Raw genomic sequence first — 20,735 nt, 5'->3', positions numbered from 1 at the left:
CTCCAGCTTGGTGACGCGCTGGCCCGGCCCCGGCGAGTGCCATCCTCACGCGGCACCAAGCTGGAGCTTGGTGTTACATTTCGCTTATGCAAGACCTCCTCGCCGCCGTCGCCTACATCCAGGCCCACGCCCCCAACTTCCAGCCCACCACCGGCATCATCCTCGGCACGGGCCTGGGCGCGCTGGCCAAAGAAGTGGCCGTGCAGTACGAAATCAGCTACGCCGACATTCCGCACTTCCCGGTGAGCACGGTGGAAAGCCACGCGGGCCGGCTGCTGCTGGGCACGCTGGGCGGCGTGGCGGTGGCGGTGCTGCAAGGCCGCTTCCACTTTTACGAAGGCTACTCGATGCAGCAGGTAGCCATGCCCGTGCGGGTGCTGAAGCTGCTGGGCATCGGGCAGTTGTTCATCAGCAACGCGGCGGGCGGGCTGAACCCGGAGTTCGGTATTTCGGATTTGATGCTGATTGACGACCACATCAACCTACTGCCCGGCAACCCGCTCATCGGCCCCAACGACGCCAGGCTCGGCCCGCGCTTCCCCGATATGTTCGCCGCCTACGACCCCGCCTTGCTCACCCGCGCCCGCGCCGCCGCCGTGGCCCTGGGCCAAAACGCTACCACCCAGCGCGGCGTGTACGCGGCCGTGCCCGGCCCCATGCTCGAAACCCCCGCCGAGTACCGCTACCTGCGCACCATCGGGGCCGATGCCGTGGGCATGAGTACCGTGCCCGAAGTCATTGCGGCCCGACACCTGGGGCTGCCGGTGCTGGCCGTCTCAGTCATTACTGACCTCTGCTACCCCGGCCAGCTCAAGCCCGTGCAACTGCCCGAGATACTGGCCGCCGCGGCGGCGGCCGAGCCGCGACTCACGGCTTTGATGAAGGCCGTGCTGGCGGCGGGGTAGGGTAGTGCGGGTGGCAGTTGCACGGACTTTGTAGTCCCGCGTATGCGCAGTGCAAAAACGCGGACTACAAAGTCCGCGCAACGGCGGGCCGCTGCGCAAAAAGCCAGTACTTTGCGCTGCCCGCTGCTTTAGCCTTCTCCCCATGCCCAGCCCATTGGCCGAACGCCCCACCCCGCCGCCCGTGGCCGCGCCCGCGCGGCCGCCCCGCAGCGGCCTGGGCTGGCTGCTGTGGCTGGCGCTGCTGCTGGTGGTAGTGCGCTGGGCGGCTTTCGAGCCCTACCTCGTGCCCTCGGCCAGCATGGAGCATTCGCTGCTGGTGGGCGACTACATCCTGGTCAGCAAGCTGGCCTACGGCCCCCGCACGCCCCAGACGCCGCTGCAAATGCCGCTTTTGTTTCAGCGGGTGCCGGGGCTGGGCTGGCCCAGCTACTCGGCGCGCGTGCAGCTGCCCACCTACCGGCTGCCCGGCCTGGGCCCGGTGCGCCGCAACGATGTGCTGGTGTTTCACGTGCCCCACGAGCAGCAGCACCCCGCCGACCTGCGCACGCACTACCTCAAGCGCTGCGTGGCGCTGCCCGGCGACACCTTTGCGCTGCGCCAGGGCCGGGTGTTTGTCAATGGCCAGCCCGCGCCCGTGGCCGGCGCGCCCCAAACCAGCTACTTCGCCGAGGTAGCCAACCCCAGCCCCGAGCTAGGGCAGGCGCTGCACGCCCGGTATATCACCGACTACACCCAGCCCGGCGGCCTGCCGACGCCAGCGCTCGACCCCGAAACCGGCCGGCTGGGCTACGCCCTTAATTGCCCGGCCGCCGTGGCCGACTCGCTGCGCCGCCAGCCCTACGTGCAGGCGCTGCGGCCCACTAGTCCGCGCGTGGCGGCGCTGTTTCCCGACGTGGCCGACTTCCGGGTGTCGGGCATCCGCAGCGCGGTGCCGCGCCGCTGGCAGCTCGATGAGTACGGCCCGCTGCCCGTGCCCCGGCAGGGGCAGGTGGTAGCGCTGAGCCCAGCCAACGCGGCTATCTATTATAAGATAATCGCGCAGTACGAGCATAATAAGGAAGTGACCTGGCTCAATGGCATGGTATACCAGCACGGCCGGCCGCTCACACAGTATACTATTAAGCAGAACTACTACTTCGTGCTGGGCGACAACCGCCACGACTCGGAAGACTCGCGCTTCTGGGGCTTCGTGCCCGAAGACCATCTCGTGGGCAAGGCCGTGCGCGTCTGGCTTTCGCTCGACCCGTATGCCGGCTGGCGGCATAAATTTCGCTGGGAGCGCATGGGGCAAGCCGTTGAGTAACACCAAGCTCTAGCTTGGTGCCGCGCCCGCTCCAAAGCAAGGGTTTCACCTCCTGTCTACCAGAATGCAACTATATTCGGGTGTGCTCAAACTGCTCTTTCCGCAATTTCGTAGCTGGGTTGCCGCGCCAAGCTGCAAGCGCCACGGTTGGCGGGCAAAGCGCACTGTATAGTGTCCTCACTTCCCTACCAACAACCGGCGCGCGGTACCTCGCCGTACTGCTTTGCTTTATTAGCTGACCCCACCCGTTTTTCTATGCAAAAAAAGCTTTACCCTGCGCTGCTGCTGGCTTTCGGGCTGGCCGTGGCAGCCATCGTCTTCTTCAAAAAGCAAGGTCCGCCCGCCCTGCCCGAGCCCAAAAACCGCATCGGCACCCTGGCGATGGGCGGCGAGTGGCTGAACACCAAAGCTGCCATGGAAGGCCTGCTGGCCAAGCTGCGCGCCGACCCCAGCGACCAGAAAAGCCGCCTGCTACTGGCCGAAGCCTACATGCAGGAGGGCCGCGTGACCGGCAACCACCCCTACTACGACGCCGCCGCCATGCAGCTGCTGCAAGAGGTGCTGAAGGCCGAGCCCGAAAGCTTCGAGGCGCTGTGCTGCCAGGCTTCGCTGAGCCTCACGCAGCACCACTTTTCGCAGGGCCTGGCGCTGGCCGAAAAGGCCCAGGCCCTCAACCCCAACAGCGGCTATGTCTATGGCCTGCTGACCGATGCCAACGTGGAGCTGGGCCACTACGACCAAGCCGTGAAGATGGCCGACAAGATGAACCAGGTGCGCCCCGACCTCACGGCCTACGCCCGCGTGAGCTACCTGCGCGAGATTCACGGCGACGTGCCAGGCGCCATTCAGGCGATGGACATGGCCGTGAAAGCCGGCTTCGCGGGCCTCGAACAAACCGAGTGGAGCCGCGTGGCCCTGGGCCACCTCTACGAAGTGAGCGGCCACCTCGACCAGGCCCAGGGCTACTACCAGCAGGCCCTGGCTTTGCGCCCCAACTACGCCTACGCCCTGGCCGGCCTGGCCCGCGTGGCCGCCGCCCGTAAGGATTATGCTACCGCCATCCACAACCTCAACCTGGCCCGCGCCACGGTCAAAGACTACGCCTTCACCGACGAGTTGGTGGACGTGTACCGCCTGAATAAGCAGCCCGCCGAAGCCACCAAAATGGCTCAGGAGTCGGTAGCCATGCTGGCCGACGCCGCCCAGCAAGCCAATGACAACGAGGAACTGGGCCACTACACCGACCGCGAGCTGGCCTACGCCTACCTCAAAACCAACGAGCTGGATAAAGCCCTGGAGCACGCCAAAATTGAGTATGCCCGCCGCCCCGATAATATTGACGTCAACGAAACGCTGGCCTGGGTGCACTACAAGCGCGGCGAGTACGCCGAGGCCCAGAAATACATGACGGTGGCCCGCCGCACCAACTCCCAAAACCCCGTGTTGCTGTGCCGCGCCGGCCTCATCCTGAGCAAAACCGGCCAGCCCGCCGAGGGCCGCGCCCTCATCGAGAAAGCCGTGCAGGTCGCGCCCTACCTCAACCCCGAGGTAACGGCCGAAGGCGAACACCTGCTGGCCGCGCGGTAGGAATTCGGTAAGTAATAATGAAAACGGTTGTCATGCTGAACGCAGTGAAGCATCTCTACCGCTTCATCTGCCTTGCCATAAAATTTGACCAAGATGCTTCACTGCGTTCAGCATGACATTCGTTCGTAAACACAAGGCTAGGGCGACTGCCTGGCTGCTGGTAGCAGCGCTACTACTTGCTTTGCCCGCCGCCGCCCACGTCATTGATGCCGACCTGAGCAAGCTCTCGCGCACCGAGATTTTCTGGACGTACATCAAGCTTGGCTTCACCCACATTCTGCCGCTGGGGTTCGACCATATCCTGTTCATCGTCAGCCTTTACATTCTGGAGCCGCGGCTGAAGCCGGTGCTGTGGCAGGCCACGGCGTTCACGGTGGCGCACTCCATCACGCTGGGGCTGGCGATGTACGGCATCATCAAGCCGCCAGGCAGCGTGGTCGAGCCGATTATTGCGCTCTCCATCCTGTTTGTGGCGCTCGAAAACATCATTACTACCCGGCTCAGCCCGTGGCGGCTGGCCATCGTGTTCGGCTTCGGGCTGATTCACGGGATGGGCTTCGCCGGCGCGCTCACCGGGCTGGGGCTGCCGCAAAAGGACTATTTTGGCTCGCTCATTTCCTTCAACGTGGGCGTCGAGTTGGGGCAGATTTCCATTATCCTGCTGTGCTGGGCGCTAATCGGGCGCTGGGCCGCCGACCGGTCCTGGTACCGGGCGCGGGTGGTAGTGCCCGTGTCGGTGGTAGTGGGCCTAGTGGCCGCCTACTGGACGGTCGAGCGGCTATTGGCCTAGCAGGCGGGTAGTTTTACCGTTTGCTCTTAATAAAAACCGCATAAAAAACGATTGTCATTGCGAGCGCAGCGAAGCAATCGCATCACAACGAGCCGTTCAGATGCGATTGCTTCGCTACGCTCGCAATGACAGTTAAATAACCTTCAGAAACAACATGCTGCGTCCGCTCCTCACCTGGCTTTTGCTGCTCAACTACCTGCTGGTAGTGGGGGCGGGGCTGGTCGTGAGCCGGCCGCCCGAGTCGCTTTTTTCGGCCGCGCACCCCTACGTGCACAGCCACGAGTGCCAGCAGCATAACTACCTGCGCCTCGACTGCTTCGAGCGCTGCAACGGCGACCAGGCCGCTGCCCACCGGCCCGTGCCCACTGGCACCGGCCTGCACTACCTGGCCCAACTCAAGGGGCTCGATGTGCATTTTGCCACTCCAACCGTGGCGGCTATTACGCCACCGCTGCGATGGGCCGGCCTGGTGCGGCACCCCGTAGCGGCGCAAGCGGCCTGGGCCGCCTGGGTTGGCCCTCACGACTACCCCCCGCCCCAATGTGCCTAAAACTACCCGCCCCAACGGCCGCCCGGCCGCTGGCTGCCCGGTCGTGCCCTAGCCCAAGGCTGGCGCGGCGGGCTGGTTTTAGTTGAAGCTTAACGCCAGTAATACGCCCGTTCGGGTGTGCGCTGGCTGTTGTTATTGCGTTGGTATGCAGCTTAATAAATTACTGAAAAATAGTAGTGCTTGGTGGGTTTTGGGTCTGGGGCTGCTGAGTGCCCAAGTGGCCGTGGCGCAGCGCCCGGCCGCGCTGCGCGGCACGGTTACGGATTCCTTATCGGGGCAGCCGCTGGCGGGCGTGCGCGTGGGTTTGCTGGGGCAGCCGAGCGGCACGGCTACCGATGCGCTCGGGCAGTTTCGGCTGGCGGGGCTGGCGGCGGGCACCTACCGGGTGCAACTGGGGGCGCTGGGCTACCGGCTCAAAATCAACGAAATAACGCTGGTGGCCGGCGAAACGCGGGGCCTCACTACCGCGCTCGCCACCACCAACCTCAACTTGGCCGAAGTAACCGTGAGCCAGCCCCGCGACCCCAACCAGACGCTGGCCGCCATCTCGCACATCGACCAGACCCTGCGGCCCATCAATTCGGCGCAGGACCTGCTGCGGCTGGTGCCGGGGCTGTTTATTGCGCAGCACGCGGGTGGGGGCAAGGCCGAGCAGATTTTTGTGCGGGGCTTCGATGCCGACCACGGCACCGACTTTGCGGTGAGCATCGACGGGCTGCCGGTGAACATGGTGAGCCACGCCCACGGCCAGGGCTACGCCGATTTTCACTTCGTAATCCCCGAAACGGTAGAGCAACTTCGGGTGTACAAAGGCCCCTACACGGCCCGTTTCGGCGATTTTGCCACGGCCGGCGCGGGTGAGTTCACCACCAAAACCAGCCTCGACCGCAGCCAGGTAAAGCTCGAAGTGGGCCGCTTCGACACGCGCCGGGCGCTGGTGATGCTTGACCTATTGGGTACGCACCACCTGTTCAGCAAAAAGCCGGAAAGCGCCTACGTGGCCGCCGAGTACAACTTCACCAACTCCTACTTCGATGCGCCGCAGCACTTCAAGCGCTTCAACGGGCTGGTCAAATACACCGGCCAGCTCACTGACCGCACCGCCCTCACGCTGCTCGGCTCGCACTTCACCTCCAGCTGGGATGCCAGCGGCCAGATACCCGACCGCGCAGTAGCTGAAGGCCTTATCTCACGCTTCGGTAGCCTCGACCCCAGCGAGGGCGGCAGCACCAGCCGCACCAATGCCTCGGTAGTGCTCACTACCGCGCTGCCGCACGACGCGGTGCTGCGCCAACAGGCGTACTACTCGCGCTACAATTTCAGTTTGTTCTCGAACTTCACGTTCTTCAAAAACGACCCCGTCAACGGTGACGAAATCGACCAAACCGACCACCGCAACCTCTACGGCTACACCGCCACCTACGACCGCGACGACCGCCTCGGCCACCGGGGCCGCAGCCTGCACACGGTAGCGGGCCTAGGCACCCGCATCGACGCTTCCGACCTGGGCTTGCGCCGCGCCGTGCAGCGCCGCATCCTGGATACGGTGAGTACCGGCCGCCTCTATGAGCAGAATATCAACGCCTATCTCGACGAAACGCTGGAGCTGACCGACCGCCTGACCGTGAACGCAGCCGTGCGCGCCGATTTGTTCATCTTCCAGTTTCGGGGGCAGAAATCCGACTCGGCGGCCGGCTTCGTGCCGCTCACGGGCCGCGTCACGCGGGGCCGGGTGTCGCCCAAGCTCAACTTTTACTACCAACTGTCGCCGGCCGTGCAGCTATTTGTGCGCTCGGGGCTGGGCTTCCACTCCAACGATGCGCGGGGCGTAGTGCAGGGCACGGGTGGCTTCAACGCGCTGCCCCGCGCCACCGGGGCCGAGGTGGGCAGCACCTTCAAGCCCGTGCCCAGCCTGGTGGTGAACGCCGCTCTCTGGACGCTGCACCTGCAAGACGAGCTGGTGTACTCGGGCGATGAAGGCACCACCGAAAGCGCAGGCCCCACCCGCCGCTACGGCGTCGATGTGTCGGCCCGCTACCAGCTCACGGGCCGGCTTTTTCTTGATGCCGACGTCAACTACAGCCACGGCCGCATCGTGAACGCGCCGGAAGGCGAAAACCGCATCCCGTTGGCGCCCAGCTTCACAAGCATCGGCGGGCTCACGCTCAAGAACCCCAACGGGCTGAGCGCCAGCCTGCGCTACCGCCACATCGACAGCCGCCCGGCCCAGGAAGACAACGCCATCCGGGCGCGGGGCTACTTCCTGCTCGATGCCGTGGCCAACTACACCCGGCCGCGCTTCCAACTCGGCGCTACTGCCGAAAACCTATTGAACGTGGCCTGGAACGAGGCGCAGTTTGCCACCGACAGCCAGCTGCGCGGCGAGGCCGCGTCGGTCAATGAATTGAATTTTACGCCCGGTACGCCGTTCTTTATTAAGCTCAACGCCAGCGTGTTCTTTTAGTCGCAGTCGCTTTTGCCAAGTAGCCCAGCCAGGGTGCCGGAAAGTAGGTCTTCCGGTACCCTGGCTGGGCTACTTGGTGCCAGCTGGTAAAGCTGAGCCGCTCGCTGTCTAAAAAGTAGGTAACTGTATGGTGAATGTAAGGTGAAGTTTTGGGGATTTACTGAAGAGTTTTTGTGGAAGGAGTACAATTAAGCGATATCAGGTATTCGAGCTGGGGAGCCCGAATTATGTACAAAAAAGCTGTTTGAAATATTTTTCAGAAAAAAGTTCATTTCCTAAAGTCCAAGCCGAGATTATTCCCGTAGATGTCAACACTAGGGAATTTATATGTATTGGTAGGCTGACTAGCAACTATTGCTAGTGAATCAGTTAATTGGTATAGTTTAATGCGCAAGCTTTTTGTGCGAAAAAGGAGGCAGTGAAAACCTGCCTTTTTTATCGCAATTGCACGTTTTCGGACGATTTACGCGCCCTTTCTCTCTCTACTCACGCGAGGCTAATTTAAATTTTCTCCTCACTGCCACTAGTTTTTTTTAGCAAGTTGGCGGTGCAGGAGGGCTTGCTATTATCTAATTGTTTCCCTGCAGGCATCTGGGTGCTGCGGGGCGGTGTTGTTGGCTGATTTTTCCTACCCTTTCACCCCTTTTTTTCTCTCCATGAACAGATTTACCAGACCTCTTCAGTGGGCGGTCGGGGCATGTGCAATCACGGCGCTCGCTACTTGGGGCACCGTGCAGTACACCCCGCTCGAAGCCAGTAGCCACCGCGAGGCGCCGCTGATTGCCGACGACCCGCTGGCCGACAACACGGACGTGTACGCCTTCAAGGACCCCAATAATTCGGAGCGAATTATCCTGATTGCCGATTACATCCCGTTTCAACTAGCACAGGGCGGGCCGAACTATTACACCTTTGGCGAGAATATTCGCTACGAGATTCACGTCAAGAACAACGCCTCTACCACGGGCGACGACATCGTTTATCGCTTCACCTTCACGCGGACCAATGGCGACCCCACCACGTTTTTCAACGTGCGGCTGGGCGCGCAAAACCTGAAAACTACCTACACCTGCGAGAAAATCGTGGCGGGCGGCACGCCGGTTACCATCGTCAGCAATGGCGTGGTGCCGGCGTATAACATTGGGCCGCGCTCGGTGAATACGGGCGTGGGCTTGGCGCAGGCTTCGTACACGGCCTATCGGCAGGGCGCCGTAACCAATGCCAGCGGCGGTGGCGGCGAGCAGGTGTTCTGCGGCTCGTCCGACGACCCATTCTACGTGGATTTGGGCGCGATTTTCGACCTCGCCGGTTTGCGCGCCAACCGCGGCGCTCGTGATGGCCTGGCCAAGTACAACGTGCATTCGATAGCCCTGAGCATTCCGGTGGCTACGCTGCAAAAGAGTGGGCAGCCGGCTTCGGCGGCGGCTAACATCCTGGATGGCAATTATGTAATTGGCGTGTGGGCCTCGGCCAGCCGCCCCGCCATGCGCACGCTGAACGGCGGCACCACGGGTACTACCAGCACCTCGGGCACCTACACGCAGGTGTCGCGCCTGGGTATGCCGCTGCTCAACGAGGCCATCAACCCCATCGGGGCCAAGGACGCCTGGAACCGCACCACGCCCTACAACGAGGCGGCCGTGACTGACGACTACCTCTCGAACCCGGAACTGGGTTTGTACATGGCCGATAACACCCCGGTGAACGGCGCGGCCCCCAAGCCCACCGGCCAAACCTACTTTGGCGAGGCGGTGCCGGCCCTAAGCGCGCTGCGCATTCAAACCAAGTCGCTGGGTGCGTTTGACTTCCGTAATGGCGCGGCCGGCCTGTCGGGCCTTACCAGCGCCCAGCGGGCGAACACAGTTTTTGCCGACCCCACGTTTGGCCCCTACCTGCTGGTGGCGGGCAAGCCGCGCTCGGTGGATATTAAGCCGATTTTCCACACCGGCGTGCCGAACATAGCGCCGTACCAGCTGGCGACGGGTAAGAATGGCAACCCGCTGGCGGCCGGCAAGCCGTTCATCAACAACTTTCTGCCGACCCTGGGCGACATGCTGCGCCTGAACATGGCCGTGCCGGCCACCCCGCGCAACTCGCCCGATTTCAGCAATCAGGGCCTGCTGGCCGCGGCGGTGCTGGGCATCACCGACCCGCGCTATAATGGCAGCACGGCGCTGCAAAACATCCCGAACATGGACGGCTTCCCCAACGGCCGCCGCCTGGAGGATGAGGTAGTGAAGATTGAGCTACAGGCAGTGAGTGGGGCCGTGCTGGCCGCCATCGGTCTGTGGTACGACGACTACACGCCGGGCACCTCGCCCAGCCCCGCTACCTCGCAGCTGAAGGGCGTGCTGAATTTCACGGCGGGCGTCGAGAAAAACGACACCACGTTCAGCGCTAGCTTCCCCTACGTGCAAACGCCGTGGCAGGGCATGCGCGTGCGTCGCTAACTCATTGTCTCACTTTGCTATCGCCTATCTAAAATGACTACCAACCAGTTACGTACCTACGTCGCGCTGCCCGCGCTCGCGACGGCGGTAGTCGGCGGCGCCCTCTGGAGCCAGCTGCGCTACACGCCCCTGGAGGCCTCCTCGCACCGCGAGGCCCCGCTGATTGCCGACGACCCGGTGGCCGACAACACCGACCTCTACGCCTTCAAAGACCCCAATGATGCCGCCAAGGTCATCATTATTGCCAACTACATCCCGTTTGAGCTACCGCAGGGCGGGCCCAACTACTCGACCTTTGGTGAGAATGTGCGCTACGAGATTCACATCAAAAACAACACCGCCACCACCGGCGACGACGTGACGTACCGCTTCACCTTCACGCGGACCAACCAGGACCCGAGCACGTTTTTCAACATCCGGCTGGGGCAGCAAAACCTGAAAACCACCTACACCTGCGAGAAAATCGTGGCTGGCGGTTCGCCGGTGGCCATTATTACCAACGGCGTGGTGCCGGCCAATAACATCGGGCCGCGCTCCATCAACGGGGCGGCGGGTCTGAACTCGGGCATCTCGTACACCGACCGCCGCCTGAACGCCATTACGCTGGCCTCGACGGGCGAGCGCGTACTGTGCGGGCCGTCGGACGACCCGTTTTTTGCCGACCTGGGGGCCATTTTTGACTTGGCCAACATTCGCGGTGCATCGGGCGGGGCGGGCACGCCCACCGATGGGCTCTCGCGCAAAAACTGCCACAGCATCGCGCTCAGCATTCCGGTGGAGAACCTGCAAAAATCTGGCAAGCCCATCAACCAGGCGGCCAATATTCTGGACCCCGACTACGTGATTGGGGTGTGGGCCTCGGCCAGCCGCCCGGCCATGCAAACCCTGAGCAGTACCGGCAACCCCACCAACAGCGGCAGCTGGGTGCAGGTATCACGCTTGGGGATGCCGCTCACCAACGAGGTTATCAACCCCATCGGGGCCAAGGACGCATGGAACGCCCGCACCCCCGGCAACGAGGCGGCCGTGACCGACAACTACCTCTCGAACCCCGAGCTGGGCTTATACATGGCTGATAACGTGCCCGTAAACGGCGCGGCCCCCAAGCCCACCGGCCAGACGTACTACGGCGAAGCGATTCCGAACATCTCGAAGCTGCGCATCCAAACCAAGTCGCTGGCCGGGCGGTCGGGTTTACCCGCCAATGGCTTCGACTTCCGCAACGGGGCACCGGGTTTGAGCGCGCTGTACAGCAGTGCTAATGGGGCCAACGCGGGCACGGCCTTCGCGCCGGCCCCGGCGGGCTTTGGCGAGTATTTGCTGAATAGCGGCGTGGCTGGTAGCCCGCGCTCGGTGGACATCAAGCCGATTTTCCACACGGGCGTGCCGAATTTGATTCCGTACCAGCTGGCGACGGGCAAGGGCGGGAACCCGCTGGCGGCGGGTAAGCCGTTCATCAACAACTTCCTGCCGGTAATTGGCGACATGCTGCGCCTGAACATGGCCGTGCCGACTACCCCGCGCAACTCGCCTGACTTCAGCAACCAGGGCCTGCTGGCTGCCGCCGCGCTGGGCCTCACCGATGCGCGCTACAACACGAATACCAACCTACAATTCATCCCCAACATGGACGGCTTTCCCAACGGCCGCCGCCTGGAGGATGCCGTGGACCAGATTGAGCTGAAAGCCGTGAGCGGCGTGGTACTGGCCGCCATCGGCCTGTGGTACGATGACTTTAGCGCCACCGCTACCAACCCCGTGACGCCGCAGCTCGGCAACGTGCTGGGCTTCACCACGGGCGTGGAAGCCAACGACACGACCATCCGGGCCGAGTTCCCGTTTGTGCAAACGCCCTGGGTAGGCACCGGCTCGGCCAGCGGCCCGACCAACACGTTGGTTGTGCCCGACCTGACGGTGAGCACGACCATGAACGTGGAATCCGGCACGTATAACAACGTGACTATCACCAGTAGCGGCGTGGCGGCCTTCAACGGCCCCATCGTGGTAAACGGCACCCTGCGCGTGCAAACGGGCGGCGTGATGAGCACCCGCGGCGTGCTGGCTACCAACTGCAACCCCATCACGGGCTCGGGCAGCTTTATTCTGGAAGCCGGTGCTACGCTGCGCATCTGCGATAGTAATGGCATTACTACGGCGGGCACGGCTGCGGGCGCGATTCAGCTCACGGGCTCGCGGCAGTTTTCGAGCGATGCTAACTACGAGTACATCGGCACCGATGCCCAGGTGAGCGGCAACGCCCTGCCCAGCCGCGTGCGCAACCTGACGGTGAATAACAGCGCCGGCCTGACGCTGAACAACGGCGGCGTGGGCGTGGCCCAGGTGTTGACGCTGACCAACGGCAACCTCGCCAGCAGCGCCGCCCAACTGGTAACGCTGCTCTCGACACCGACTAACGGCACGGCTCTGGTGGTGAACACCAACGGCGCGGTAACGGGCCTGGCGACCATGCAGCGGGCCATCGACCCGGCCTTTAACAGCGGCGCGGGCTATCGCCACTACTCGTCGCCGGTGCTCAGCACCATGCTTAGCGACCTGGCCAGCAATACGCCGAGCTTCAACCCAGTCTTCAACCAGGCTTATAACACGGCGGCTGACCCCACGCTGGTTACGCCCTTCCCCAACGTGTATGCCTACGACCAGAGCCGCGTGACGATGGCCGCCAACACCGCGGCGGCCTTTGATATGGGCTTCGTGGTGCCGCAGGCCAGCGACGTGATGACGGTGCTCGGTGGCTACACCGTAAATATTCCGGCCAGCGCGGTAGTCGACCTCTCGGGCAACCTCACTACCGGCACTATCACGCGCAGCGGCCTGGCCCGCGGCACCCAGCCCCAAAGCGGCTGGCAGCTGCTCGGCAACCCGTATCCGAGCCCGCTCGATTTCAGCCAGACCAGCGCCATCACGCGCACCAACCTCGACGATGCCGTGTACGTGTACCAGAGCACCGGCCAGTACACCGGCCAGTACCGCAGCTACGTCAATGGCTTTGGCAACCCGCTGGTGGCGGCCATGCAGGGCTTCTTTATGCGCGTTACCACGCCCGGCACCAGCAATGGCAGCCTGGCCCTGACCAACGCCGCCCGCGTCACGACGTTCAGCACCACGCCGAGCTTCAACCGCACTACCGCCGACCCGCGCCCGCAGGTAACGCTGAGTTTGCAAGGCAACTCGCTGCAATTGGCCGACGAAACGTCGGTGTACTTCGAGCAGGGCGCTACGGCTGGCTTCGACGCCAAGTTTGACGCCTACAAGCTGCCCAACTCGTCGGGTATGAACGTAGGTAGCCTCATCACCGGCGATGAGCTGTCCATCAGCGGCCTCGCGCCGCTGGATGTGGCCGTGGCTACCACTGTGCCGCTCAACGTGCGCGTGCCTTCTACCGGCACTTACACCCTGAGCGCTACCAGCCTCGCCAACTTTGCCAGCGCTACCACGGTGCTGCTGCTCGACGCCGCAACCGGCGCCCGCATCAACCTCGCGCAGCAGCCGCAGTACAGCTTCACGGCGGCCGCTACGGCGCTGCCGGGCCGCTTCAGCCTGTACTTCGGCCCGGCCACGCCGCTGGCCGTCAGCAACGCCGCGCTGGCGCAACAGGTACAGCTTTTCCCAAACCCGGCCCGCGGCAGCTTCACGGTAGTGGTGCCCGCCGAGCTTGGCCGGGGCACCGTAACGGCCACGCTCTACAACCAGCTCGGCCAGGCCGTGGCCCAGCGCAAGCTCGCCATGACCGCCGCCGGCGCTACCTCGCAGTTCGACGTGGTAGGCATGGCGCTGGGTGTCTATACCTTGCAGCTGTCGGGCAGCGATGCCAAAGTAACCAAGCGTCTGGTTATCCAGCAGTAAGTAAAATGCCCTGGCCCAGGCCGCGAGTTGCAGCCTGGGCCAGGACTAGCTGGTTTTTTGGTTTTCCCATCCAAGCTTCTTCCATGAAAAACTATACCCTTTTGCCCGCCCTTGCCAGCGCGCTGGTCCTAGGCTTGCTCACGATGGCCCCGGCCCAGGCGCAGCCCGGCACGGGCGGCCCCGCGCCCGGTACGCCGCCCGCCGCCGTGCCCCTCGATGGGGGCGCTTCGCTGCTGCTGGCCAGCGGCGTGGCCTTCGGCCTCAAAAAGCTGCGCGACCGCCGCCGGGCGCGTCAGTAGCAGCCCGTTTCTAGGTTAGTAAAAAGCTAGCCGAACCGTTACTAAAACTCCCAACTAAGGATTTCGGCAACGGTTCGGCTAGCTTTTGTGATGGCTGGCCAGCGTGCGGTTTGCAATAGCCGCGAAGCGGCGACATGTTGGTAGCAGAAATGAAAATAAATAGAGCCGCAAAGCGGTGGTACCTTATCATTTGGTGCCGCCGCTTTGCGGCTCTGTTCTTTCAAAAACGGCTTGGGCTACCAACATGCCGCCGCTTCGTGGCTACTTCAAAATCAAGGTTTTCTGGTCTTTCACCAGCACCGAAAACACGCCCACGCCGCCCTGTACCGTGCTGCGAATGCCGGCGGGCTGCGCGAAGGGGTTGCCGTTGGCATTGCGGGCATCGCGCACCGACTGCCGGAAGTTGAAGTACGCCGAATCGACGTGGTAGAGCGTGGCCGTGATGGTGTCGTTGGGGTCGAAGCGATAGCGCGTGACCTGCGCGTAGGCCTGCCCGTTGAAAAGTCGGTCGCGCACGTCGTTGTCGGTTTCGGAGTTGTTGGAGGGCTTGCCTTTATGCAGCTGAATGCGGTAGAAATCGGTAGTAGCGGCCGGGTCGGTCCACTTGGTGAGGAAATACGCCTTACGGTCAACGGCGGTGTTGAACTTGTACTTCACCGAGTCGATGGGCACAAAGGTGGGCACCACGGCCGTGCCCACCACGTGCCGCCCGCGCTTGTCCTGCACATCGAGGGCGAACTGCTGGCCGGCCGCCGCCGCCAGGGCCGCCGTGCCCGAGTGGGTGTAGTACTTGCCGGTGGCCGCGTCGAGGCCGGGCCGGAAAGGCAGGTTCACGACGCGCCCGCCGGGCAGCGTCAAATTCACGGTTACGTCGGTGGGTAGCTGCACGGTCTGGCCATTGGGTAGCGCCAGCACCTGCGAGCCAGCAGCGGCGGCCTGCCCATTGTCGAGGTAAGGCACCGACTCCGTCACGCTGAGGCGCGGCACCGCGCCATTTTCGAGGTAGCACTCTACCACCAATTGGTTTTGGTAGTTGGGCAGCGGCACGTCGATGCTCTTCTGAAAGTCGTTGCACCCGGCCAGCCCTACGGCAGCCACCAGCAAGCCCAAACCCAAAGCCTTATTCATACGAGTCGTCATAAAAACAAACCTAAAAACCACCCAGCCAGCCCGGCGCAGCCGGGCGTATCCGTTAAATCCTAAAAATCCGTTTTAATCTGCGGTCTAGAAGCGAAAGTTATAAGTAATAGACGGAATAATCGGAAACAGCGACACCTGCCGCGCCCGGTAGCCCGTTATCTTATCCGTAGCCTTGTCGCGCGTCTGCTCAAAGTAAATAAAATACGCATTACGCCGATTATAAGCATTATAAATACTGAACGTGAGGTCGCGGTCGCCGCCGATGCGCGAAGGCCGCAGCTTGTAGACCATGCCCAAATCGAGGCGGTGGTAGGGGATGAGGCGGTAGGTATTGCGGTCGGGGTAGAGGGGTACGGCCTGCACGCTGCCCTGGTAAATATCCTGAATAGCAAAGCGCCCTTCGGGGAGTGTGGTAGGCGCGCCGCTGGTGTACACAAAGCTGGCCGTGAGGTCGATGCGTGCGTTGAGCTTGTGCAGCACCACGGCCGTGAGGTTGTGGCGGCGGTCGTAGTTGGGGTAGAAATCGCGCCCCCCGTTGATGCCCGTGGTGCCAAGCTGGGGCGGAAAATTGCGCTTGGTCCAGGCCAGGGTGTAGCCGAGCCAGCCGGTGGTTTTGCCCTCCTTCTTTTCGAGGTAGAGCTCGTTGCCGTAGGCCCAGCCGCGCCCGAACAAGAACTCGCCATCGAGGTTGTCGTTGGCAAAAATCTGGGCCCCGTCCTTGAAGTCAATCACGTTTTTGGCCCATTTGTAATAGACCTCATCGGTGAGCAAAAACTTGCCGTCGCCCAGCAAAAAGCTCACGCCGGTGCTCACCTGCTGCGAGCGCTCGGGCCGCACGCGCAGCCGCGACGGGTACCAGATATCGGTAGGCAGCGACGCGCCCGAGTTCGACACCAGGTGCACGTACTGGTACATCAGCGCGTAGCTGCCCTTCAGCGAAACCTTGTCGCTGAGCGCGTAGCGGGCTGAGGCGCGGGGCTCGATGCCGCCATAAGTATCAGTGCCACTGCGGAAACCCGACAGCCGCAGCCCGCCTTCCAACTGGAGCTTGTCGTTGATTTTGAAATTGTCGGAAGCGTAGAGGCCACCCTCCTGGCCGGTGTAGTTTACATCGGCCCCGAAGTTTACGCTACCGTCCTGCGAGCTGCGCTGAAGGCGGCCCACGCCGAAATTGTGGTGCGTGACGAGCGCGCCGAACTGGAGGCTGTGGCGCTCGTTGGGCACGTAGCTGAAATCGGTGCGCCCGGTATAATCCTGAATGGTAGAGCCCAGCTCGAAGCTGAATTGGTCGACGCCGTTGCTGAGCTGGTACTTGTAGTTGGTGACCGCCACCGAGGTATTGGCGGTGAGTCGGGGCGAAAACGTGTGCTGCCAGCGTAGCACGCCCAGCGTATTGCCCCAGGCAAAATTAGAATTGAAGCCATTGGGCGAGGTGAAGCCGAAAATATCGCGGCCCAGGTAGCCTGTCAAATACAGGTTGTCCTTTTCGCCTAGCTTATAATTAGCCTTGGCGTTGAAATCGTAGAAGTAGTAGTCGGGGATGGGGCTGTAGTCTTCCTTGCCCGCGTTGGCGCGGTTGAGGGCGCGGGTGAAAACGTCGAAATACGTGCGCCGCCCGCTCACGATAAACGAGCCCCGGCCCTTGTTTATCGGCCCCTCGAAGCTGAGGCGCGACGAAATGAGCCCGATGCCGCCCGATACCACGTACTTCTGACGGTCGCCTTCGCGCAGCTTCACATCAACCACCGACGAGAGCCGCCCGCCAAACTGGGCCGGAAAGCCCGCCTTGTACAAGTCCACCGACTGCACGGCGTCGGAGTTGAACACCGAAAACAGCCCAAATAAGTGGTTGGGGTTGTACACCAACGCGTTGTCGAGCAGTACCAAATTTTGGTCGCTGGAGCCGCCGCGCACAAACAGGCCGCTGGTGCCCTCGCCGCCGCTCTGCACGCCGGGCTTGAGCTGCAAGGTTTTCAGAATATCGACCTCGCCAAATAGCGCCGGCAGCAGCTTGGCCTCCCGAATGCTGAGGTGCTCGACGCCCATTTGGGTGGTTTGAAGCTTCTCCTTCAGCGACTGCTGCCCCTGAATGACTACCTCGCCCAGCTCGCTCTGGCTACTGGCTAGCGTGAAGCTATGCTTTTGATTGCGAACTAGGTTAAGGCTCAGCGTTTGCGGAGCGTAGCCCACGAACGATACCACTACCTGGTGCGGCCCGGCCGGCAGGTCGAGGCTATAAGTGCCATCGGCCTCGGTGGCCGTGCCCAGCGCCAGGGCCGGCACGGCTACCGAAGCGCCCGGCAGGGCCGCGCCCTGGGTATCGCGCACCACACCGCTGAGCAGGTAGCGGGCCTGCGCCCAGCTCAGGCCGGGCAGTAGTATGGTTAAAACACTAGCTATAAAAACGGTACGTAGCGCGTAAACTAAACTCATGCTGCAAGATAACAACCACACGGGCGCGGCTTTCGGCCAACGCCCACCCTCCACATTTAGTTTACGCGCTGCTGGCCGGCCCTACAAGTACGCGCCTACGGTCTGGCTTATCTGGGCGGCGGGCACCACGCCCGCCTGCCGCCACACCGGCTGGCCTTTGTGAAACAGAATGAGGGTAGGAATGCTCTGCACGCGGAATTGCTGGGCCACGGCCTGGTTTTTGTCTACGTCGATTTTGATGATGCGCAGTTTGCCTTCGTGCTGGGCGGCAACCTGTTGCAGAATCGGAGCCATCGTTTTGCACGGCCCGCACCAGTCGGCGTAGAAGTCGACCAAGACTGGCATGCCGGGGCTGTTGATGAGTTCGGAAAAAGACTTGCGGGGCATGGGCAGTTGAGTTAAGAGTGATGAGTTAAGAGTTTTGAGTTGGGGAAAGCGAAGCTCAAAACCAGCTGGCGTACCGCTCAAAAACGCGAGCGGTAAATTTGCGGTAGCAAACCAACTCCTGGCTTGCGTAGTACTTCTGCCAGCCGGCTTCGGTTTCGTTTTGTCGCTCCCCAATCCCCTCACCCGCCCGCCGGCCTGGCTGCGGCCCCTGTTTCCGGGTACCGAGTGGCGCGCTGCGCCGGCCGGCCCCGGCGGCCGGCCGCGCCTCTACCTCACCTTCGACGATGGCCCCATCCCGGAGGAAACGCCCTGGGTGCTGGAGCAGTTGGCGGCTTTCGGGGCGCAGGCCACGTTTTTTTGCGTGGGCGACAACCTGTTGCGCCACCCCGAAATACCCCGCGCCGCATTGGCCGCCGGCCACCGCCTCGGCAACCACACCCAGCACCACCGCAGCGCCTGGCGCACGCCCCGCGCCGACTACCTGGCCGGGGTGGCCGAATGCCAGCGGGCGCTGGCGTGCTTAGTGCCTGGGGCTGAGTGGTTGGGCTTTGAGTGGCAAAGGCAGTTAATAAAAAGCAACGAGTCTAAGCACCAAGCACCAGGCACCAGGCACCAAAAGCCCCTCTTCCGCCCGCCCTACGGTCGCCTCACCTGGCCGGTGCTGCGAGCGTTGCGGCCCCACTACCGCCTGATAATGTGGAGCCTGCTCACCCGCGACTACGACCCCGACCTTGCGCCCGAGCGGGCGCTGCGCCTCACGCTGGCCGCCACCCGCCCCGGCGACATCGTGGTGCTGCACGACTCGCGCAAGGCCAGCCGCTCGCTACGTTTTTTGTTGCCCCGGCTGCTGGCGCATTATAGCGAGCTAGGATACGAGTTTGCCACGCTGTAGCTCGGTCGGCTTCTGATAATGAGTGTACTGTTTTATTTCTGCGCCATCTATTGCGCCCTGTGGCTGGTTTGGCTCAGCATCATTACGCAGCGCCTGGCGGCGCGCACCGGCGCGCCCGCGCCGGTGCCGCTGCCTGTGCCGCTGCCCCGCGTGAGCATTCTCATCGCCGCCCGCAATGAAGAGGCCGCCCTGCCGCGCTGCCTGGCCAGCGTGCGCGCCCTCGACTACCCCGCGCCCCTGCTCGACGTGCTGGTGGGCGATGATGCCAGCACCGACCGCACCCGCGCCGTGGCCGAAGCCGCTATGCAGGGCTTCGCCGGAAAATTCGCCGTCATTCCCATCACCGAAAACCTGGGCCAGGCACGCGGTAAGGCCAACGTGCTGGCCCACCTGGCCCGCCACGCCGCTACCGAGTACTTGTTTATTACTGACGCCGATATTGCCCTGCCACCCACTTGGGTGCAGGGCATGCTCGCGCACGCAGCCCCACAGGTGGGCACCGTCACGGGCCTCACGGTGGTCGAAGGGTCGGGCTGGCTGGCGGGCTTGCAGGGCATCGACTGGCTGCTGTCGCTGGCGGCCGCGCAGGTAGCCACCGACAGCGGCCAGCCCATGACGGCGATGGGCAACAACATGCTCGTGACCCGCGCCGCCTACCGCGCCACCGGCGGCTACGAGGCGCTGCCGTTTTCCGTTACCGAGGATTTTGCTTTGTTTGAGGCCGTTAATGCCCAAGGCTACGGCTTTCGGCAGCTGTTCGAGCCGGCCGTGCGGGCCGCGTCGCTGCCAGCTGGTCCGTGGGCGGCGCTGCTACGGCAGCGGCTGCGCTGGATGCGCGGCGTAGCCGCGCTGCCGCGCCAGGTGCAGGCGGGGCTGATACTGTTCAGCGGCTACTGGCTGGCCCTCACGGGGCTGCTGCTGGCGGGCCGCCCGCTGTGGGCGCTAGGGGCGCTGGGGCTGAAAATAGCCGCTCAGGCCATCATGCTGCGGGCGGCCACGCGCCGGGCCGGGCTGCCCATGCCAGCCGCGCATTTGGTCGTTGGGTTTGAGTTTTTCTCGCTGGCCCTCATTACTCACGTAGCCTTCAGCCGGGTTTTGGGGCCGCGCGGGGTCGATTGGAAAGGGCGGCGCTATGAGTAGCGGCGGCGCATACCCAACCTGAAGCTTATGATACGGCTGTATCTTTGGGGTCCATTTCTCGCATCAACAATAGCCTCCCCGCGTCATGCACATCGCCATCGTCGGCAACATTGGAGCCGGCAAAACCACGCTGGCCCACAAGCTGGCCCAGCATTTTCGCTGGGATGTCTTTCTGGAAGAGGTAGATGATAATCCCTACCTCAAGGATTTCTACGCCGACATGCCGCGCTGGGCGTTCCACTTGCAGGTGTACTTTCTCAATGGCCGCTTCCGCCAGACGCAGCGCATCAAGGAGCTGGTGCAGGCGGGCAAAAGCGTGATTCAGGACCGCACGATTTACGAAGATGCCCACATCTTCGCGGCCAACCTGCACGAGTCGGGCCAGCTCGTGGAGCGCGATTACCAGAACTACTACGCCTTGTTTGAGACAATGATAGGGCTCGTGAACCCGCCCGATTTGCTGCTCTACCTGCGCGCCGATTTGCCCAAGCTCATCGGCCAGATTGAGAAGCGCGGGCGCGACTACGAAAG

Annotated in this window: 15 protein-coding genes; 12 read left to right on the top strand and 3 right to left on the bottom strand. The window is 63.0% G+C overall.

The features are described from left to right. The first annotated feature begins 86 nt into the window (after positions 1-86). The 9 genes from VFO93_RS03985 to VFO93_RS03945 all read left to right on the top strand — a co-directional run bounded on the left by VFO93_RS03985 (position 87) and on the right by VFO93_RS03945 (position 14,212). A complete protein-coding gene (locus tag VFO93_RS03985; protein WP_325133026.1) occupies positions 87-905 on the top strand; it encodes a purine-nucleoside phosphorylase in 819 nt (272 codons plus the stop codon). 142 nt (positions 906-1,047) lie between these two features. Continuing rightward, positions 1,048-2,208: a signal peptidase I gene (lepB, locus tag VFO93_RS03980; RefSeq protein ID WP_325133025.1), complete on the top strand. Its 1,161-nt coding sequence runs from the start codon at positions 1,048-1,050 to the stop codon at positions 2,206-2,208. Positions 2,209-2,463: 255 nt separating this feature from the next. Continuing rightward, positions 2,464-3,795 (top strand): tetratricopeptide repeat protein, encoded by a 1,332-nt coding sequence (locus tag VFO93_RS03975; RefSeq protein WP_325133024.1) that lies wholly within the window; start codon positions 2,464-2,466, stop codon positions 3,793-3,795. Positions 3,796-3,907: 112 nt separating this feature from the next. Beyond that, entirely contained in the window at positions 3,908-4,585 is a 678-nt protein-coding gene (locus tag VFO93_RS03970; protein WP_325133023.1) for a HupE/UreJ family protein, read from the top strand. 154 nt (positions 4,586-4,739) lie between these two features. Then, positions 4,740-5,135, top strand: a complete 396-nt coding sequence (locus VFO93_RS03965; protein WP_325133022.1) for a hypothetical protein — start codon at positions 4,740-4,742, stop codon at positions 5,133-5,135. Between the two features lie 145 nt (positions 5,136-5,280). Beyond that, positions 5,281-7,599 carry a TonB-dependent receptor gene (locus VFO93_RS03960; protein WP_325133021.1) on the top strand — a complete coding sequence of 773 codons (2,319 nt, stop codon included), beginning with the start codon at positions 5,281-5,283 and terminating at the stop codon, positions 7,597-7,599. 731 nt (positions 7,600-8,330) lie between these two features. Next, positions 8,331-10,049 (top strand): DUF4331 domain-containing protein, encoded by a 1,719-nt coding sequence (locus VFO93_RS03955; RefSeq protein ID WP_325133020.1) that lies wholly within the window; start codon positions 8,331-8,333, stop codon positions 10,047-10,049. A gap of 33 nt (positions 10,050-10,082) precedes the next feature. After that, positions 10,083-13,913, top strand: coding sequence for a DUF4331 family protein (locus VFO93_RS03950; protein ID WP_325133019.1), 3,831 nt, complete (start codon positions 10,083-10,085; stop codon positions 13,911-13,913). 83 nt (positions 13,914-13,996) lie between these two features. After that, on the top strand, positions 13,997-14,212 hold the full coding sequence (locus tag VFO93_RS03945) for a PID-CTERM protein-sorting domain-containing protein (protein WP_325133018.1): 216 nt from the start codon (positions 13,997-13,999) through the stop codon (positions 14,210-14,212). Between the two features lie 261 nt (positions 14,213-14,473). Here VFO93_RS03945 and VFO93_RS03940 read toward each other — a convergent pair whose 3' ends face one another. The 3 genes from VFO93_RS03940 to trxA form a co-directional block, all read right to left on the bottom strand. After that, on the bottom strand, positions 14,474-15,340 hold the full coding sequence (locus VFO93_RS03940) for a DUF4249 family protein (protein WP_325133017.1): 867 nt from the start codon (positions 15,338-15,340) through the stop codon (positions 14,474-14,476). Between the two features lie 96 nt (positions 15,341-15,436). After that, entirely contained in the window at positions 15,437-17,785 is a 2,349-nt protein-coding gene (locus VFO93_RS03935) for a TonB-dependent receptor (RefSeq protein WP_325133016.1), read from the bottom strand. Between the two features lie 81 nt (positions 17,786-17,866). After that, positions 17,867-18,172 (bottom strand): thioredoxin, encoded by a 306-nt coding sequence (gene trxA / locus VFO93_RS03930; RefSeq protein ID WP_325133015.1) that lies wholly within the window; start codon positions 18,170-18,172, stop codon positions 17,867-17,869. Between the two features lie 160 nt (positions 18,173-18,332). Between trxA and VFO93_RS03925 the strand changes: the two genes are divergently transcribed. From VFO93_RS03925 to VFO93_RS03915, 3 genes are all read left to right on the top strand, one after another. Continuing rightward, entirely contained in the window at positions 18,333-19,064 is a 732-nt protein-coding gene (locus tag VFO93_RS03925; protein ID WP_325133014.1) for a polysaccharide deacetylase family protein, read from the top strand. Between the two features lie 18 nt (positions 19,065-19,082). Beyond that, the gene (locus VFO93_RS03920; RefSeq protein ID WP_325133013.1) at positions 19,083-20,204 is read left to right on the top strand and encodes a glycosyltransferase; all 1,122 of its coding nucleotides are present in this window, start codon (positions 19,083-19,085) and stop codon (positions 20,202-20,204) included. An 85-nt stretch (positions 20,205-20,289) separates the two neighbouring features. Then, positions 20,290-20,735 (top strand): deoxynucleoside kinase (locus VFO93_RS03915; protein WP_325133012.1); only part of this gene is annotated, 446 nt, incomplete at its 3' end.

The sequence above is a fragment of the Hymenobacter sp. genome, from assembly GCF_035709525.1.
GTDB lineage: Bacteria > Bacteroidota > Bacteroidia > Cytophagales > Hymenobacteraceae > Hymenobacter.
This window is presented reverse-complemented; position numbering and strand designations above follow the sequence as displayed.

What these genes read in the sequence shown, in the direction of transcription:
- VFO93_RS03985 (WP_325133026.1), top strand. Translation starts at nt 87, where the DNA reads ATGCAAGACCTCCTCGCCGCCGTCGCCTACATCCAGGCCCACGCCCCC.
- lepB (WP_325133025.1), top strand. Translation starts at nt 1,048, where the DNA reads ATGCCCAGCCCATTGGCCGAACGCCCCACCCCGCCGCCCGTGGCCGCG.
- VFO93_RS03975 (WP_325133024.1), top strand. Translation starts at nt 2,464, where the DNA reads ATGCAAAAAAAGCTTTACCCTGCGCTGCTGCTGGCTTTCGGGCTGGCC.
- VFO93_RS03970 (WP_325133023.1), top strand. Translation starts at nt 3,908, where the DNA reads ATGACATTCGTTCGTAAACACAAGGCTAGGGCGACTGCCTGGCTGCTG.
- VFO93_RS03965 (WP_325133022.1), top strand. Translation starts at nt 4,740, where the DNA reads ATGCTGCGTCCGCTCCTCACCTGGCTTTTGCTGCTCAACTACCTGCTG.
- VFO93_RS03960 (WP_325133021.1), top strand. Translation starts at nt 5,281, where the DNA reads ATGCAGCTTAATAAATTACTGAAAAATAGTAGTGCTTGGTGGGTTTTG.
- VFO93_RS03950 (WP_325133019.1), top strand. Translation starts at nt 10,083, where the DNA reads ATGACTACCAACCAGTTACGTACCTACGTCGCGCTGCCCGCGCTCGCG.
- VFO93_RS03945 (WP_325133018.1), top strand. Translation starts at nt 13,997, where the DNA reads ATGAAAAACTATACCCTTTTGCCCGCCCTTGCCAGCGCGCTGGTCCTA.
- VFO93_RS03940 (WP_325133017.1), bottom strand. Translation starts at nt 15,340, where the DNA reads ATGAATAAGGCTTTGGGTTTGGGCTTGCTGGTGGCTGCCGTAGGGCTG.
- VFO93_RS03935 (WP_325133016.1), bottom strand. Translation starts at nt 17,785, where the DNA reads ATGAGTTTAGTTTACGCGCTACGTACCGTTTTTATAGCTAGTGTTTTA.
- trxA (WP_325133015.1), bottom strand. Translation starts at nt 18,172, where the DNA reads ATGCCCCGCAAGTCTTTTTCCGAACTCATCAACAGCCCCGGCATGCCA.
- VFO93_RS03920 (WP_325133013.1), top strand. Translation starts at nt 19,083, where the DNA reads ATGAGTGTACTGTTTTATTTCTGCGCCATCTATTGCGCCCTGTGGCTG.